This is a genomic window from Profundibacter sp. (genome assembly GCF_965277155.1).
Classification (GTDB): Bacteria; Pseudomonadota; Alphaproteobacteria; order Rhodobacterales; family Rhodobacteraceae; genus Profundibacter.
Genome location: NZ_CBDIBV010000014.1, coordinates 54,000 through 68,044 on the forward strand (window position 1 = coordinate 54,000; position 14,045 = coordinate 68,044).

Annotated in this window: 17 protein-coding genes and 1 pseudogene; 8 read left to right on the forward strand and 10 right to left on the reverse strand. The window is 57.5% G+C overall.

The window, feature by feature from the left end; translation table 11 throughout:
- Positions 1–28: 28 nt before the first annotated feature.
- A complete protein-coding gene (locus ACQY4M_RS21090; RefSeq protein ID WP_428548433.1) occupies positions 29–961 on the forward strand; it encodes a glycosyltransferase family 2 protein in 933 nt (310 codons plus the stop codon).
- 53 nt (positions 962–1,014) lie between these two features.
- On the opposite strand, the gene ACQY4M_RS21095 is transcribed toward ACQY4M_RS21090, so the two are convergent.
- The gene (locus ACQY4M_RS21095; protein ID WP_428548436.1) at positions 1,015–1,422 is read right to left on the reverse strand and encodes a hypothetical protein; all 408 of its coding nucleotides are present in this window, start codon (positions 1,420–1,422) and stop codon (positions 1,015–1,017) included.
- Between ACQY4M_RS21095 and ACQY4M_RS21100 the strand changes: the two genes are divergently transcribed.
- Positions 1,388–2,520, forward strand: a protein-coding gene (locus ACQY4M_RS21100; RefSeq protein ID WP_428539245.1) for an IS3 family transposase whose coding sequence is annotated in 2 segments (ribosomal slippage) — positions 1,388–1,640 and positions 1,640–2,520 — 1,134 coding nt in all. Because the reading frame shifts where the segments join, the coding sequence is not laid out codon by codon here. The two genes, ACQY4M_RS21095 and ACQY4M_RS21100, sit on opposite strands and share 35 nt — an antisense overlap.
- Positions 2,521–2,558: 38 nt before the next feature.
- Here ACQY4M_RS21100 and ACQY4M_RS21105 read toward each other — a convergent pair.
- The 7 genes and pseudogenes from ACQY4M_RS21105 to ACQY4M_RS21135 form a co-directional block, all read right to left on the reverse strand.
- Positions 2,559–2,948: a sulfotransferase family 2 domain-containing protein gene (locus ACQY4M_RS21105; protein ID WP_428548439.1), complete on the reverse strand. Its 390-nt coding sequence runs from the start codon at positions 2,946–2,948 to the stop codon at positions 2,559–2,561.
- 319 nt (positions 2,949–3,267) lie between these two features.
- Positions 3,268–4,164: pseudogene (locus ACQY4M_RS21110) on the reverse strand (aminotransferase class III-fold pyridoxal phosphate-dependent enzyme); the annotation flags it as partial.
- A 265-nt stretch (positions 4,165–4,429) separates the two neighbouring features.
- A complete protein-coding gene (locus tag ACQY4M_RS21115) occupies positions 4,430–5,452 on the reverse strand; it encodes an IS110 family transposase (RefSeq protein ID WP_428540060.1) in 1,023 nt (340 codons plus the stop codon).
- Between the two features lie 111 nt (positions 5,453–5,563).
- The gene (locus ACQY4M_RS21120; RefSeq protein WP_428542677.1) at positions 5,564–5,884 is read right to left on the reverse strand and encodes a head decoration protein; all 321 of its coding nucleotides are present in this window, start codon (positions 5,882–5,884) and stop codon (positions 5,564–5,566) included.
- Positions 5,885–5,887: 3 nt separating this feature from the next.
- Entirely contained in the window at positions 5,888–6,820 is a 933-nt protein-coding gene (locus ACQY4M_RS21125) for a head maturation protease, ClpP-related (protein WP_428542680.1), read from the reverse strand.
- A 13-nt stretch (positions 6,821–6,833) separates the two neighbouring features.
- Positions 6,834–8,231: a phage portal protein gene (locus ACQY4M_RS21130; RefSeq protein WP_428548442.1), complete on the reverse strand. Its 1,398-nt coding sequence runs from the start codon at positions 8,229–8,231 to the stop codon at positions 6,834–6,836.
- A gap of 74 nt (positions 8,232–8,305) precedes the next feature.
- Positions 8,306–8,521 carry a phage head-tail joining protein gene (locus ACQY4M_RS21135; protein WP_428548445.1) on the reverse strand — a complete coding sequence of 72 codons (216 nt, stop codon included), beginning with the start codon at positions 8,519–8,521 and terminating at the stop codon, positions 8,306–8,308.
- A 55-nt stretch (positions 8,522–8,576) separates the two neighbouring features.
- Between ACQY4M_RS21135 and ACQY4M_RS21140 the strand changes: the two genes are divergently transcribed.
- Both ACQY4M_RS21140 and ACQY4M_RS21145 read left to right on the forward strand, forming a co-directional pair.
- On the forward strand, positions 8,577–8,918 hold the full coding sequence (locus tag ACQY4M_RS21140) for a type II toxin-antitoxin system RelE/ParE family toxin (protein ID WP_428548448.1): 342 nt from the start codon (positions 8,577–8,579) through the stop codon (positions 8,916–8,918).
- Entirely contained in the window at positions 8,915–9,205 is a 291-nt protein-coding gene (locus ACQY4M_RS21145; RefSeq protein ID WP_428548451.1) for a helix-turn-helix domain-containing protein, read from the forward strand. The genes ACQY4M_RS21140 and ACQY4M_RS21145 overlap by 4 nt, the downstream gene beginning before the upstream one ends.
- Positions 9,206–9,209: 4 nt before the next feature.
- Here the strand turns inward: ACQY4M_RS21145 and ACQY4M_RS21150 are convergent, their stop codons facing one another.
- The gene (locus ACQY4M_RS21150; protein ID WP_428548454.1) at positions 9,210–11,114 is read right to left on the reverse strand and encodes a phage terminase large subunit family protein; all 1,905 of its coding nucleotides are present in this window, start codon (positions 11,112–11,114) and stop codon (positions 9,210–9,212) included.
- Positions 11,062–11,631: a terminase small subunit, Nu1 gene (locus ACQY4M_RS21155; protein ID WP_428548457.1), complete on the reverse strand. Its 570-nt coding sequence runs from the start codon at positions 11,629–11,631 to the stop codon at positions 11,062–11,064. The genes ACQY4M_RS21150 and ACQY4M_RS21155 overlap by 53 nt, the downstream gene beginning before the upstream one ends.
- A 103-nt stretch (positions 11,632–11,734) precedes the next feature.
- Between ACQY4M_RS21155 and ACQY4M_RS21160 the strand changes: the two genes are divergently transcribed.
- The 4 genes from ACQY4M_RS21160 (at position 11,735) to ACQY4M_RS21175 (ending at position 14,002) form a co-directional block, all read left to right on the forward strand.
- Positions 11,735–11,932 (forward strand): DUF6900 domain-containing protein, encoded by a 198-nt coding sequence (locus ACQY4M_RS21160; RefSeq protein WP_428548460.1) that lies wholly within the window; start codon positions 11,735–11,737, stop codon positions 11,930–11,932.
- Entirely contained in the window at positions 11,929–12,057 is a 129-nt protein-coding gene (locus tag ACQY4M_RS21165; protein WP_428549063.1) for a hypothetical protein, read from the forward strand. The genes ACQY4M_RS21160 and ACQY4M_RS21165 overlap by 4 nt, the downstream gene beginning before the upstream one ends.
- Positions 12,058–12,135: 78 nt before the next feature.
- Positions 12,136–13,152: an IS110 family transposase gene (locus ACQY4M_RS21170; protein WP_428542502.1), complete on the forward strand. Its 1,017-nt coding sequence runs from the start codon at positions 12,136–12,138 to the stop codon at positions 13,150–13,152.
- Between the two features lie 349 nt (positions 13,153–13,501).
- The gene (locus ACQY4M_RS21175) at positions 13,502–14,002 is read left to right on the forward strand and encodes a DUF3489 domain-containing protein (RefSeq protein ID WP_428548463.1); all 501 of its coding nucleotides are present in this window, start codon (positions 13,502–13,504) and stop codon (positions 14,000–14,002) included.
- Positions 14,003–14,045 lie beyond the last annotated feature (43 nt).

Genomic DNA, 14,045 nt, shown 5'->3' on the forward strand with positions numbered 1-14,045 from the left:
ACTGCAGCAAATTGGGTAGCACCATAATATGACAATTCCATGCACAATTCTTATCCCGACAAAAGACCGCTCCAACCTACTTAGGCGAGCGGTCAAATCAGCATTGGATGCGGCCCCAGACAATTCTGAAATCATCGTGATAGATGACAAAAGCAATCCCCCTGCGCAGATTACGTTGGAGGAGTTTGACGATCCAAGGCTGGTTTGTCTAGTGAATGGTGACAAGGGGGGGGCTGCTGCGGCCCGTAATCTCGGGATGAAATCCGCAAAAGGCGAGGTTGTCTTTTTCCTGGATGACGATGATGAATTTATGGCTGATTACTGCCGTGAAATTCTGGATAATATTGTGCCAAACCATCACGGCCTTGCCTATGGTTTTTCCGCCTATCTGGTTTCCGGCAATAAATCGGATGGCAAAACCGAAGGTACAATTGAAAACAACAAACTGGATCAGGGCATTATTGCTGATACGGCCCCCTTCCGGCGGCGGATTTGTGGCTTTGGTATGGGGTTCTGGATCAAACGCGACGTGTTTGAAGAACTTGGCCCGATTGACGAGGCGATGGCCACCAACGAGGATACAGAATACCTGTGCCGGTTGATCGATGCAGGAAAAGCCGCGTGGTTCTCGGCAAAGCCCGGCGTAAGGGTTCACCAACACAGCGCTGAAACCGCGGCCACTGAATTGGGCCATGTAACCAGTCGCATTCAAAGCGCAGATCGCGCGCAATCATTTTTAATAATTTATCTGCGTTATCAGCGTCTTATGAAATTCGATAAACAAGCACGACAGCATATCGCACGTCGTTATATCAAACTTGCAACCAAATCAGGGATGCTGGGGGAGTGCTGGAAATTTGCTGGGACTTTACCGAACCTGTCCGAGCGCATTTCTGCCCGATATTATGCCTTGGTAAATTTTAGCGCATACCGTTTATCTGGCAAGCATTCCAAAACCTGATGACCTGATCGGCGGTCAAGGTGCTGGGTATACGGGTCTGTGCCACCAAATTCTCAGGATAGCTTGTCAGAATAACCAAACAGTTTGAAATCCTTGGCAAAGTAGTTTCTGACCATATCCTCGGTCGTTGGGTTGTAGTAATCCTGATAAGGCCGCTTGGACGATTTGCTTCTGGTCTTGTGCAGATGCTGCAACTCGAACGAAGGCAGCTGTAACTGTTCGGCGATCTCGGCAAGTTCCTGGTTTACCGTTTCAAAATGCACGACACGATCAACAAGGATTTTCCCGTCGGGATCAGCAACGAAATACGCCTGCCCCGGAAATTTGGCGAAAATAGGATCATACCAGCGTTTGGGGGACAGAGGTGGTCGCGGAAATTCGGACCAGTTGTTAAGGTGGATCAACTTATGAGAAAGACGATTCAAAATGACGAAACGAAAGAACCATTCTCCCGAATTCAAAGCCCGCGTTGCGCTTGAAGCAATCCGCGAGGAAATGACGATGGCGGAGCTGTCGAAGAAGTATGGTGTGCATCCAACCCAGATTGGCACATGGAAACGAGCAGCGATTGAAAACATGGCCACGGCATTTTCCAGACGGGGCCGTGATCCTGATCGGGTTGATGAAGCCCAGATTGAGAAGCTGCACTCCAAGATTGGTCAGCTGGTCGTGGAACGGGATTTTTTAGCCAACGCCTCGCAACAGTTGCTCGGGAAGCGAGGCAAAAAATGGTGAGCCGTGAGCATGATCTGAGTGTGCGACGACAATGCGGGCTACTTTCTCTGGCGCGCTCGAACCTGTATTACCAGCCAAAAGGCGAAAGTGCTGAAAATTTGCGGTTCATGACAATAATCGACAAGCAATTCTTGCAGACGCCGTGGTATGGATCACGGCAAATGGCCCGGCACATGCAGCGCCAAGGTTACAAGTGTGGTCGCCACAGGGTCCGCCGTTTGATGCGGCTGATGCGGTTGGTTCCGATCTACCAGACGCCCAACACGAGCAAGAAACATCCGCAGCATAAGATCTACCCGTATCTGCTGCGAGACCTGACGATTGATCGTCCAAACCATGTGTGGTGCGTAGATATCACCTACATTCCGATGCAGCGCGGGTTCCTCTATTTGGTCGCGATCATGGACTGGCACAGCCGCAAGGTTTTGAGCTGGAGATTGTCAAACAGCATGGAGGCAGATTTTTGCGTTGAAGCCCTGAAAGAGGCTATGGCCAAATACGGCAAGCCCGATATCATGAACAGCGACCAGGGCAGCCAGTTCACCGGGTTTGAATGGACGCAGGCGCTGAAAGAAGCCGACGTGAAAATCTCGATGGATGGCAAAGGTCGCTGGGTCGATAACCGGATGATCGAGCGGCTTTGGCGATCCTTGAAATACGAATGCATTTACCTCAACGCATTTGAAACGGGTTCGCAGACCCGCGCCGGGATCGGGAAATGGTTGGCTTACTACAACACCGAGCGCCCGCATTCCACCCACGGAATATTGACCCCGGATGAAGCCTATGACAGAAAAACAAAACCAATGAGTTTGGCAGCCTAAATGAAACCCTGATCCATCTTAAACTGGCTGCTGACTGGTCAAAAAAGTGGGACCACCTCTGACATCCTGTATTCCAGAAATTCCTCGAATTCCATTTTCCGGACCATTTTAGCAACCCTTTTGGTGCGAAACTGTTTCATATACTCGTAGTGGGATACCGTATGATCGAACGGATCACGCACAACGGTAAAGCTGAAGAATTGTTCAAAGGCGGGCCGTCCCAGTTTGTGAATTACCTTGGCCGCCGTATCATGGACACGGAAATGCGCTTTCTTAACGGGTTCAACTATCGGAAGGTGGCGTGTGATCCGTCTTAACAGGGTCTGCGGGTCTGGGTCTGTGTATTTTGTCAAGGCAATCGAGATTGATGAGCCCGCGGTTTTGGGAATGTGCAAAAAGATAAACTTGTAGCTGGTCGAAATAAGCACCTGATTTCCTCTTATTCGTTTCTTTTATTTATGAACCAAGGGCTTTAGTTGGTCTATCGCTTTATACTCCATTCAAACCTATGTTCGAATTTACAACCTGAAGTGCCCTATAGGAGTCCATACATCCATAAAAGCTGGCCCAACCCAGCCAGGAAAAAGAGACGTCACACAGATCTTCTGATGCACCCAGCCCCGTCGGAAACCTTTAAGCGTGGTATAATAAATGTGGCGGAGGAGGTGGTTCTGGCAGCGGACGTTCTCTGGGCTTTACGAGAACGTTGCGCAACGGTCAAAAGCCGCTAGGATTGGCCTAATGCGCTCAGGTTTCTCGAAGAATACTGGCCAAATACGTCAGGATCATATCCACGCCCTCTTGGTCAATTGTAAGCGGCGGTCGGATTTTCAGCACGTTGTCCTTTGGCCCTTCGCTGCCGATCAGAATCCGGCAATCGCGCATTCGGTTTTTGACGTATGTACAAAGCTCAGATGCCTCTTCAAGCGTGTCAGAATCCTTGATCAGATCGACCCCGATAAACAGTCCCATACCACGCACATCGCCGATTTGAGGGAATTCTTGCTGCATCTGTTTCAGACCACCAAGAAGCCGTTGGCCCATTATGCGCGCATTTTCCTGAAGGCCTTCGTCGTCAACAATGTCCAGCACCTCTTTGCCAATCAGGCATGAAACGGTGGAACCACCGAATGTCGAAAAAAATTCGGGGCCATTGGCAAAACTATGTGCGATTTCTGCCGTGGTCACCAACACTCCTAAAGGATGCCCATTGCCGATGGGTTTGCCCATGACAACGATGTCGGGAACCACGTCCTGCTGTTCAAAACCAAAGTAATGCGTTCCCAGCCGTCCCAGTCCGGTTTGCACCTCGTCAGCGATGCACAGACCTCCGGCGGCACGAATACGCTGATAGACACCCTTCAAATATCCGGCCGGCGGGATGATTTGCCCCGCGACAGAGGGAAAAGTCTCGGCGATGAAGCCAGCCAACCCGTGACCGTGCGCCCGAAGCCTTGCAATCGCCGGGTCGACCAGCTGGGCGAATTTTTGCGCCCGGTCGGGGTCATCGCGGCGGAACCGGCCGCGATAGTCGTCGGGCAGATCAATCAGCTCCACCCAATCGGACGGCCCGACGCCGCCCGGGGCATTGAACTTGTAGGCCGAAATGTCGATCGCCCCGGTTGTGTTGCCATGATAGCCATGTGTGGATGGCTCCTTTTTTGCAAGGGTTAATTTGAAGTTTTGATCATTGCGGTTGCGGTCATGTGTTCGGCCTGTTGGCGCGGTACGTTTGACCGCTGGCCCTGATGAAGTCCGCGTCGCCTGGGTCCCAATCATGGAGACGAGCTTTTATGCCCGGGCTACCGATACGGGGTGTCCCGGCGGCGGCTTTCGTTGATCATCATCATTCATCTTTGCCCTCGCAACTCGGTGCGGCGAACCCGTATCCCGGTCGCTGCGATTCCTGTCAGTTGACTGCCGGGCGGCGATAAACATCTCCGCGCAACAGCACGGCCCAGATGATGCGCGCTGTTTTGTTGGCAATGGCAACCGTGACCACACGCGCGGGCTTTTTATCAAGCAATCTGCGGATCCAGATGCCGGTGGCGCTGTCGTCGCGTCCGTCTCTGCGAATGATCGATGTGGCACCATTTACCAGCAGAGTTCGCAGATAGGGATCGCCCATTTTGGATATTCGGCCGAGCCTGTCCTTGCCTCCTGACGAATTCTGCCTTGGTACGAGCCCGAGGAAGGCCGCGAACTGGCGCCCCGACGCGAAGGCAGCCGGGTCCGGAACGCTTGCGGCCATGGCGGTTGCCGTGATGAACCCGACGCCCGGGATCGTCTGTAACCGCTGGCTCACCGCACTTTGTCGATGCCAGGCACGCAGCTGATTATCGAGCGAACGGATTTCTACGGTGAGCGTCTCAAGCTGACGGGCAAAACCCAGCAACGCCGTACGCGCGACCTCCGGCAGGTCGTCATGCTCTCCGTCCTTCATGGCCTTCGCCATTCTTACGACATGTTGCGGCCCCTGTGGCGCAATGATGCCGAATTCGGCCAGATGGCTGCGAAACGAATTGAGCATCATGGTCCGTTGCCGGATCAGCAACTTTCGCGTCCGGTGCAGCACCATGACACCCTGTTGCCCAGGCGTCTTGATCGGTACAAAGCGCATGTTCGGGCGTGTTACGGCCTCGCAGATCGCCTCGGCATCTGCCATGTCGTTCTTTTGCCGTTTGACATAGGGTTTGACATAGGCGGGCGGGATCAGCCGCACATCATGGCCGAGCGCCGCAATCTCCCGCGCCCAGAAATGGGAGGTACCGCAAGCTTCTATTCCCACAAGACAAGGCGGCAACGCGCTCATGAACTCCAGAACGGCATTGCGGCGCAATTTCTTCATCAGCACAATCTGTCCTGCAGCATCAACGCCGTGAAGCTGAAAAACAGACTTTGCCAGATCGATCCCGAGTGTTGTAATCTCCATTGTGGATGGCTCCTTCTCTTATTGGTTTGCGACAGCACCAATATGGCACATTGCGATGCCGGCGGGTGGAGCCATCCACCCCATCATGAGCGGCCTCCTTTCAAAACAGAATTAGCGGGTAAGAATGCCGACGGCGGCGAGCGCCGTATGGGCAGCGGCGATTTCCAGCGCTGTGGGCGTGCCGGCGAACACCAGATCATTGCCGTTGACGATGGCGGGGCCACGCAGCAGCACAACTGCATCCACATCGACAGCGGCCGGATCATGGGCGGCGTATTTGCCGGAGGCGGTGATTTTGCCGAGCACCGTGCCGGGCTCCAGAACCGGGGTTGCGCCGCCGGTGGCGATGGTGACGACCTCGCGGGTGTAATCGCGGAAGGCCTCCCAGACGAGGAACCCGCCAGGATGAGTGGTTTCGGTCAGAGTTGTCATTTTTTATCCTTTGCGTTTGAAGGTGCGGGCAATCACGTCGCCCCAGGGTTTGGCCTGAGGCGCGGGCCCCGGTTGCGGGTGGGAGGAGGAGATGTCGGGATCATCGGCAGCGCGGGCGTCGATCAAAGCCTTGCGGATATCCTCGAGGCTGGTCTCGGCGGACAGGAATCCCGCCGCCATTTGTGGTTGGCCGGCAAGGCGGCAGAGATCGACCACGGTCTTGGCATAGGCCATGGCCTCGTTGCGGATGGTTGCGGGGTCAGGCTCGGGGGTGGTTTTGCCCACGGGGGAAGGGTCCGGTTCAGGTTCGGGTTCCACCGAGACGGATTCATTCTTTGCCTTTACCGCCTCGATGATTTCCGGTGGCGTGTTTTGGAACCGGCTCACATCAAAGCTGGCGGCCATTTTGACCGGTTCTGCCATGGTATCGGCAAAGCCCATATCCAGTGCTTCGGCAGCATCCAGCCAGGTTTCCTTGGCCATCAGTTTCGCGATGTCTTTCTCTGCCTTGCCGGATTTCGCCGCGTAACCTCGCAGCAGGCTGGCTCCGATCTTGTCGAGGGCCTCGGCCATGGATCGCATATCAGATGCCGTGCCCATCACCATGCCCGAAGGATCATGGATCATCAGGAAGGCATTCTCCGGCATGATGATCTCATCCCCCGCCATGGCGATGTAGGAGGCGGCCGAGGCGGCAATGCCGTCGATGCTCACGGTGACATTGCCTGCGTGGCGCGTGAGCGCATTGTAGATCGCCACAGCATCAAAGACCGAGCCGCCCGGGCTGTTGAGCCGCAATGTCAGCGGGGTCTTGTCCGGCAGCTTGCCGAAGTCGGCCAGAAACGCCTTGGCCGAAACGCCGTAAGCGCCGATTTCGTCATAGATCGAGATTTCCGCGCCCTCATCGAGGGCGCAGATCGAATACCAGTTGTTCATGGTGGTTCCTTTGCTACTTTTGCTGTTCTTCGGGGTCGGCCGGTTTCATGGGCGTTGCCCGCGCGCCCTGCGTCTCGCCGGGGCTGGTGCTGTAATGAAGTCCCAAAGCGGCGGCGCGCTCGGCGTCCGCTGCATTCTCGCGGTCGATTTCCTCGATGTCATAGCCGGTGGCCTCGACCGCCTTACGCCGCGACATCAACCCGGCTTCGATCCCCAGGAGTTGCGCTTGAATGTCCTTCAGCGGATCGACCCAATCCCAGCGTGGCGGGATCCAGTGCACCGGTTTGGCCTTGGCCATGTCCGGCAGATCAAACGCACCCGACAGGGCTGCCGCCTCCAGCCAGCGCGTCCAGACCGGTCGGCAGAACTGGTGCGCCATGACACCGTGCTGCAACTGCCCGATGCGGCGGCGGAACTCGACCAGTTCGGCCCGCAGGCTGGAATAATTGGCCTGGCGCACATCGCCGGTGACCAGATGATACGGCAAGCCAAGCGAGGCCGAGATTGCCAGCAAGGTGCGATATTGAAACGCCTCGTAACCGCCGCCCACATCAGCGGGGCTGGAGAACTTGATGTCTTCGCCGGGAAGCAGGACCTGCAGGGTGCCCGGCTCGAGGCTGGCAATGCCAATGCCCTCGCCGGTATCTTCCACCTCCCCCATTAGCGCTTCTTCCGGCGCATTCTTGGTGATGAAGCCCGCGAACATCGCAGCGGTTTTCTTGCGGTCGAGCTCGGCGTCGTCATATTGATCGAGCAGAAACAGCCGCACCATCGCTGGCGCGACATGCGGCAGGCCCCTGATTTGCCCCGCATCAATGGGGCGGTAGATGTGCAGAACGTCCTCGGCGGGCACCCTTGTCGTCTCTGGGAAATCCGCACTCCGGTCCGTGCTGTCACCGGGGTGACGGCGGCGGAAATGATAGGCGACGCGCCGCCCGATCAGGTCGAACTCGATCCCGCAGCGGATGCGGTTGCCGCTCGGCGCGGTCTCGGTTTTCTCGAAGGGCAGCATTTCCGATTGCAGAAGCTGCAACTGCATCGGGACCAGCAGCCCGTCCTCGGCCCGGCGTGGCCGGATACGCACGAAACATTCCCCCGCCACAAACATTTCGCGGGCAATCATCGCCTGCAGCCCATAAAAATCCGTCAGCCCGTCGGCATCCGCCTGATCGGTCCAAGCCAGCCACAGGCGTTGAACCCGGTCCCGCAACTCGCCGTCCTCGATCAGCGACGAGGGTTTGATCCCGTCGCCGACCAGATTGGCCGCATAAGCCTCGCAAGCATTGGCGGCGTAGCCATTAGTAACGACCAATTCACGCGAGCGCGCCAGTAGGCGCGGCCCGCCGGATGCCACCAGCGAGTTGATGTTTTCCAAAGGCGGTTGCCAGCCACGCAGGCGACGGCGAGACATTGCCCCTTCGAGGCGAGCGCGTACGCCATTCGGGCCGCCAGCGGGTTGGCGGCGAAGTATGTCAAACAAGCCCATTACAATCCCTTGGTCGTGGTCACGCGCACCTGCCGGATGACGCTGCGACCCTCGAGTGTGGCGATTTCCCGGTCCAGCACATCGATGGCGCGGTCGATTTCCGCGAGGCTGCGGTATTCCACCGTCTTGCCATCATAGCTGACCCGGGCCACACCGCTCGCGCGCGAGGCCGCCAATGCCTCGCGGCGGGTTTGCAGTTCTGCCAGTGTGGTCATGTTGTTCCTTAATGTTAGCCATTGACATATAGGCCACTGACGCCTATCTAGTGTTATGACCATTGTAACCGTTGTCGAAATGCCCGAATTCCAGCGCCGCGCCCGCGCAATCATGAGTGATAGCGAGCGCATGGAACTGATCGATTTCGTAGCCCGCAACCCAATGAGCGGCGTGTCCATAGGTGGCGGTGTGCGCAAGTTTCGTTTTGCGCGCACAGGCAGCGGTAAAAGCGGCGGATACCGGGTGATCCATGTCTTCAGCCCGGAAGACGGCACACCGGTCATATTGATCACGGTCTTCGCCAAGAACGAGAAGGCCAACCTGAGCAAGGCTGAAACCGAGGCCGTAAAGACCCTTGGCAAGACCCTGACAGAAACCTACAGGAGCAAGCAATGAGCGACGCATTCAACAGCATCGAACGAGGCCTGAAAGAGGCTCTTGCCCACGCCAGGGGCAAAGGCCCGGCAGAGATCCACGAGATTGACATTCCGGAACCCGATGTTCAGGTCATCCGTGCCCGCACCGGCCTTTCACAGGCCGAGTTCGCGCGCAGCATTGGCGTGAAAAAGGGAACCCTCCTTAATTGGGAATACCGCCGCCGCCGCCCTGACGGACCGGCCCGCGTCCTGCTGGCCATGATCGCCAAGGACCCGGAAATCGTGCAACGCACCCTGAACGACTGAAGCTCTACCTCATGTAATTCGAGCGCACGGAACGACGCTGGTTTGTGGAGCGGGTGTGTCGCACAGTTTTTACCGAGCCTGTGCCTGCCTCGGCATCAGATACCGCAAGCTGCCGTTCCAATTCATCCCATTGTTTGTCCGACCAACGGTCCGCCCCAAGGATCCACGCGGCCGCGCGGGCATAGACCCGACAATCCAGCGCCTCGTTGCGTTCGCGCAGTTTCTGCCATTCCAGCCGGGCAAAGCCGCGTTTGTTGCGCACCGTCACCAGTTGCTCGGCGACCAGTTGTTTCAGCCATTCGCTGTCGATCCAGCCCGGCAGGTGCAGGGTTCCGGGCGGATAATCCGTTCCATCGCCCGCCAGTTCCTCCGGCGTTGGCCGTTCCAGCCGCAAGAACCGGTAGGTCTCGGATTTGAAGGTCGAGACCGCCACCGTCCACAGCCGCGCGCCACGGCGCAGGCGTTTGCCGGCAATCGTCGCATCCACGAACGTCGGTCCCGACACCGGACTTGCACGATTGAACCCTTCCACCCCCTTGACCGGGGCCACCTGGCCAAAGCCGACCTTGCGGGCCCAGCCATAGACAGCAGGGGTTCCATAACCGGTATCGATGGCCAGCCGCGCGATGGTCATCTGGCTGCCATTGGCATGTTGCCATGTCCGGCCAAGTAGGTCGGTGAGGCCATTCCAGCAGCCTTCCGAGCCCGGGCCGCCGTCAATCACGATGTGGTCGATCAACCAGCTTTCCAACCCGCGTCCCCAGGCCCAGACATCGACCTCGATCCGGTCCTTTTGCACATCCGCGCCCGCCGTCAGGAAGAGCGCGTTGGCCGGAACAATGCCCGGTTTCCAGTCTTCCATGCGATCGAGCAGTCGCTGCCAATCGGGTGCTTCACCAGATTCCACCCAGGTTTCACCAAGCGAGGTGTTGATGAAGGTTTTCATGGTGTCATCGCCACCGGCGCGCGCCGACAGAAACGCTTTTACCATTGCCTCAAGCCGCACCCAGGGCGAATAGATCTCGTTGAGATGGAACCCGGCAATCCCGGTGAACGGTTTGTTTGCCTGCCAACGACCTTTCCCGATTGCCGCCCAGCGGGTCTCGTCATCCCAGACAGCATTGCAATGGATGCAGTGATACTTTGCGGTTTCCGGCCTGTGCGTCCCGCTCGCCGTCTTGTCCCATTTGACCTGCCCCCAGACCAGCACCTGCTCTTCGTGACATTCCGGGCAAGGCACATGGTATTGCCGCTGATCACTCTCCTCATACGCCGCCTCGATCCGGCTCGACCCTTTGTTGGTGGGCGTCGATACCAGCACGATCTTGCGGTTCCAAAATGTCACCGTGCGCTTTTTCGCCAGATTGACCGGATCCCCCTCCGCCCCGGCGCTGAACGGGTAGCGGTCCACCTCGTCACACATCAAAAGCCGGATCGGGCGGCTGGCCAACCCCGAGGGTGCATTCGCCCCGACAATGGTCAGATGCCCGCCCGGAAACCGCTTGTGCAGGATCTTGTTGTTGCCATCCCGCGATTTCGGGTCGGCGATCTTGCCGGTAAGGCACGGGGTATCCCGCGCCATCGGCGAGAAACGGTCCTTCGACCAGGTTTCCGCATCCCGCTCGGTCGGCATCACCACCATGATCGGTGCCGGATCCTGATCAATGTGATAAGCCACCGAATTATTCAGCATCTCGGTTTTGCCCACCTGTGAACTGGACATGATCACGACGCTCTCCACACCCGCGTCGGAAATCGCCTCCATGATCCCGCGCTGGTATTCTGCGCGGCTGGTGCGCCACTGTCCTGGTTCGGCGCTGGCCTCGGAGCTCAGCCGCCGGTTTTTATCCGCCCAGTCACTGATCGTCAGTTCCGGTGGCGGGCGCAGCACGTCCAGCGCCCGTTTCACCGTCCGGCCCAGGATCGATGATCCCGATATCGTCAGGGACGGTATTTCTTTCCGGCTGCACATCACTATTGGCTAAATCCTCTAGGGCCGCGCGCAGGCTTTTGCCGAGCAGATTGCGGGCATCGGCAACGCTGCCTGCGGCATAAACCTCCGGAGCCAAACGATCCGGCACGGCCAGAATCCGGGTGCGCAACAGGGCCAGGACCCTGATCCAGGCGGCCTCGATATCCTCCACCGCCACCAATACCCCGCGACGCTGCGCGGCTTCCATTTCCACCAGATCGGCGCGGGCCCGGATATAGCGCGCCCGCTCGGCCGCATAATCGGGCGCGCCTGCCTGCGCGCTTACCGCCTGATCACGCAAGTAGTGGACATAGCCGCGCACCGAACCGATCAGGTCATATTGCCCGCGTGTGGCTTTGGGAATCACACCTTCACGGCTCAGTTGTTGCACCCGGCGCTCGGACAGGTCCAGAAGCTTTGCAATCACTGCCAAAGGCTGTGTGGCAGCGGCCATTTACAATCTCCACCTTCCGATCAACGCAATGATATTGCTGCTATTTTACTGGATAATCATCCCAGAAAGAGCGATTCTGATTACACCAAAAAGGAGCCAGACCATGACAGCCAAGACCAACCAAATCGCCCCCGCCGACCTGCTGGCCAGCATTGCCCAAAAGCCCCTCTTTATCGAGACGCTGGAGGAGCGCAAAAGCGACAGCCTCGACTTCCACGAGGTTTCGGTCTGGGGCATTCAGGCCGCGCTCGAAGCCGCCTACGCCGCAGGGCTGGCCGCCGCACAGGAGGCAAAATATTGACCCGCAGAAACGACAAGGCACTCGCCGCCTTTCTGACCCGCAAGGCCGAGATCGACACCATGCTCGCCCGCCTGCAGGCCCTGAGTGATGACCATTTTGAAGCCAGCCCCGATGAAATTCACTGATGGCGTGGATGGCCCCTGCTTCCGTCAACTCACTATGGCAAAGTGAGGGCCGTAGAAGTGCTTCACAAGGAGAGGATCATGAACAAGAAACTACAAGCAGAGGCTATCGTCACCGTCGGCCTCGACATTGCCAAGAATGTTTTTCAGGTGCACGGCATTGATATACAAGGGCAAGTGATTGTCCGACGCCAGTTGCGCCGCAGCCAGGTTCTTTCATTCTTTAGGCTGCTGAATTCCTGTCTGATTGGCATTGAGGCCTGCGCCGGAGCCCACTTCTGGGCGCGTGAGCTGACACGTCTGGGCCATAATGTGCGTCTGATGCCACCTTCTTATGTCAAGCCCTACATCAAGCGTCAAAAGACGGATGCCGCAGATGCGGAAGCAATATGCGAGGCTGTAACCCGGCCGACCATGCGCTTTGTGCCAGCCAAGACCGAAGAACACCAAGCCATCTTGATGCAACACCGCACCCGCGATATTCTGGTCCGGCAGGTCACGCAGATCGTCAATGCCATCCGCTCGCATCTGGCTGAATTCGGAATTGTTGCGCCTGTTGGCGTACAAAATGTCGACCGTCTGCTTGAGGCAGCCGCAGAGCTTCCAGAACAAGCTGGCGTTGCATTCGATCTCCTTTCCCGGCAGTTCCATGAGACCCGTGATCGGGTTGCCGAAATCACCCGCCAAATTGAGATTTCCCAACGGCAAGACCCAACTGCACGTCGCCTGACCACGATCCCCGGTGTCGGGGTGCTGACTTCCAGCGCGATTACCGCGACAACGCCGGATGTGTCGCAGTTCCGCTCAGCACGCGACTATGCGGCATGGATCGGCCTTACCCCCAAACAGAATTCAAGCGGCGGTCGGGAACGGATGGGTGGCATATCGAAAATGGGTGACCGGTATATTCGACGGTTACTTTATCTTGGCGCTCTGGCGCGTATCCGCACACGACGCCGGCGTGGGGAAGGCGATGATTGGATCTGGCAATTGCTGAAGAGAAAGCCGGTGAAGGTGGTGGCGATTGCCATTGCGAACAAAATGGCCCGAACGATCTGGGCGTTGTTGAAATCCGGCCAAAGCTACCGGCCCGCATAAATTGACCAAAACACAATAGCCGGGCCCGCCCGGCTTCCGAGACGGCAAGGCGCAAAGTGAGGTGATGGCAAAAGGCAATAAACGTATCAGGACACCCCGTGTGGCCCCAAGCGATACGATCGCGTTCCACTGATTGGACCTGATACATGCGGACTTCATCAAGGCGCGCAGAAATACATCTGCAAACAGACGCCGAATACATGGCCGCGAAACGCCAGTTGCAGTACCAATTTTGTACTTGCCCAGCAGGGGCCATCCATACATGGGGCCATGTGGGCGATCTGGCCGACATTTCAAAGAACCTGCGCGAGATTTGCGACCGCGCCTTTCAAGAAGGAGAATATTCAGCATGAGCAAACTTACCGAAACCCAGACCCTCATCTTGTCGCGTGCGTCGCAACAGGACGACCGTATTGCCTTGCCGCTGCCGGACCGCCTGCGGGGCGGGGCCGCCAACAAGGTGATCGTGCCCTTGATCCGGAAGGGTTTTCTGGACGAGGTCGAAGCCGATATTCGCAAGGGCGAACCGACATGGCGCAAGACCGGCGATGGCCACGGCACCACGCTGGTCATTACCGATGCGGGGCTGGCGGCCATCGGGGTCGAAACAGAAACGCCGCAAACTGATCCGGCACAGCCCAAACCCCGAGCAGGCACCAAACAGGCCATGCTGATCGAGATGCTCGAAGCCCCCGACGGGGCAACGATCGCCGAGATCGCCAAGGCAACTAACTGGCAGTCGCACACTATACGTGGAGCCATTTCAGGCACATTGAAAAAGCGGCTGGGATTGACCATCATCTCCGAGAAAATTGCCGACAGAGGCCGCGTTTACCGCATTGCCTCCTGACCCAGCACTGGACTCCGCCTTGATTGCGCACTACATTAGCATC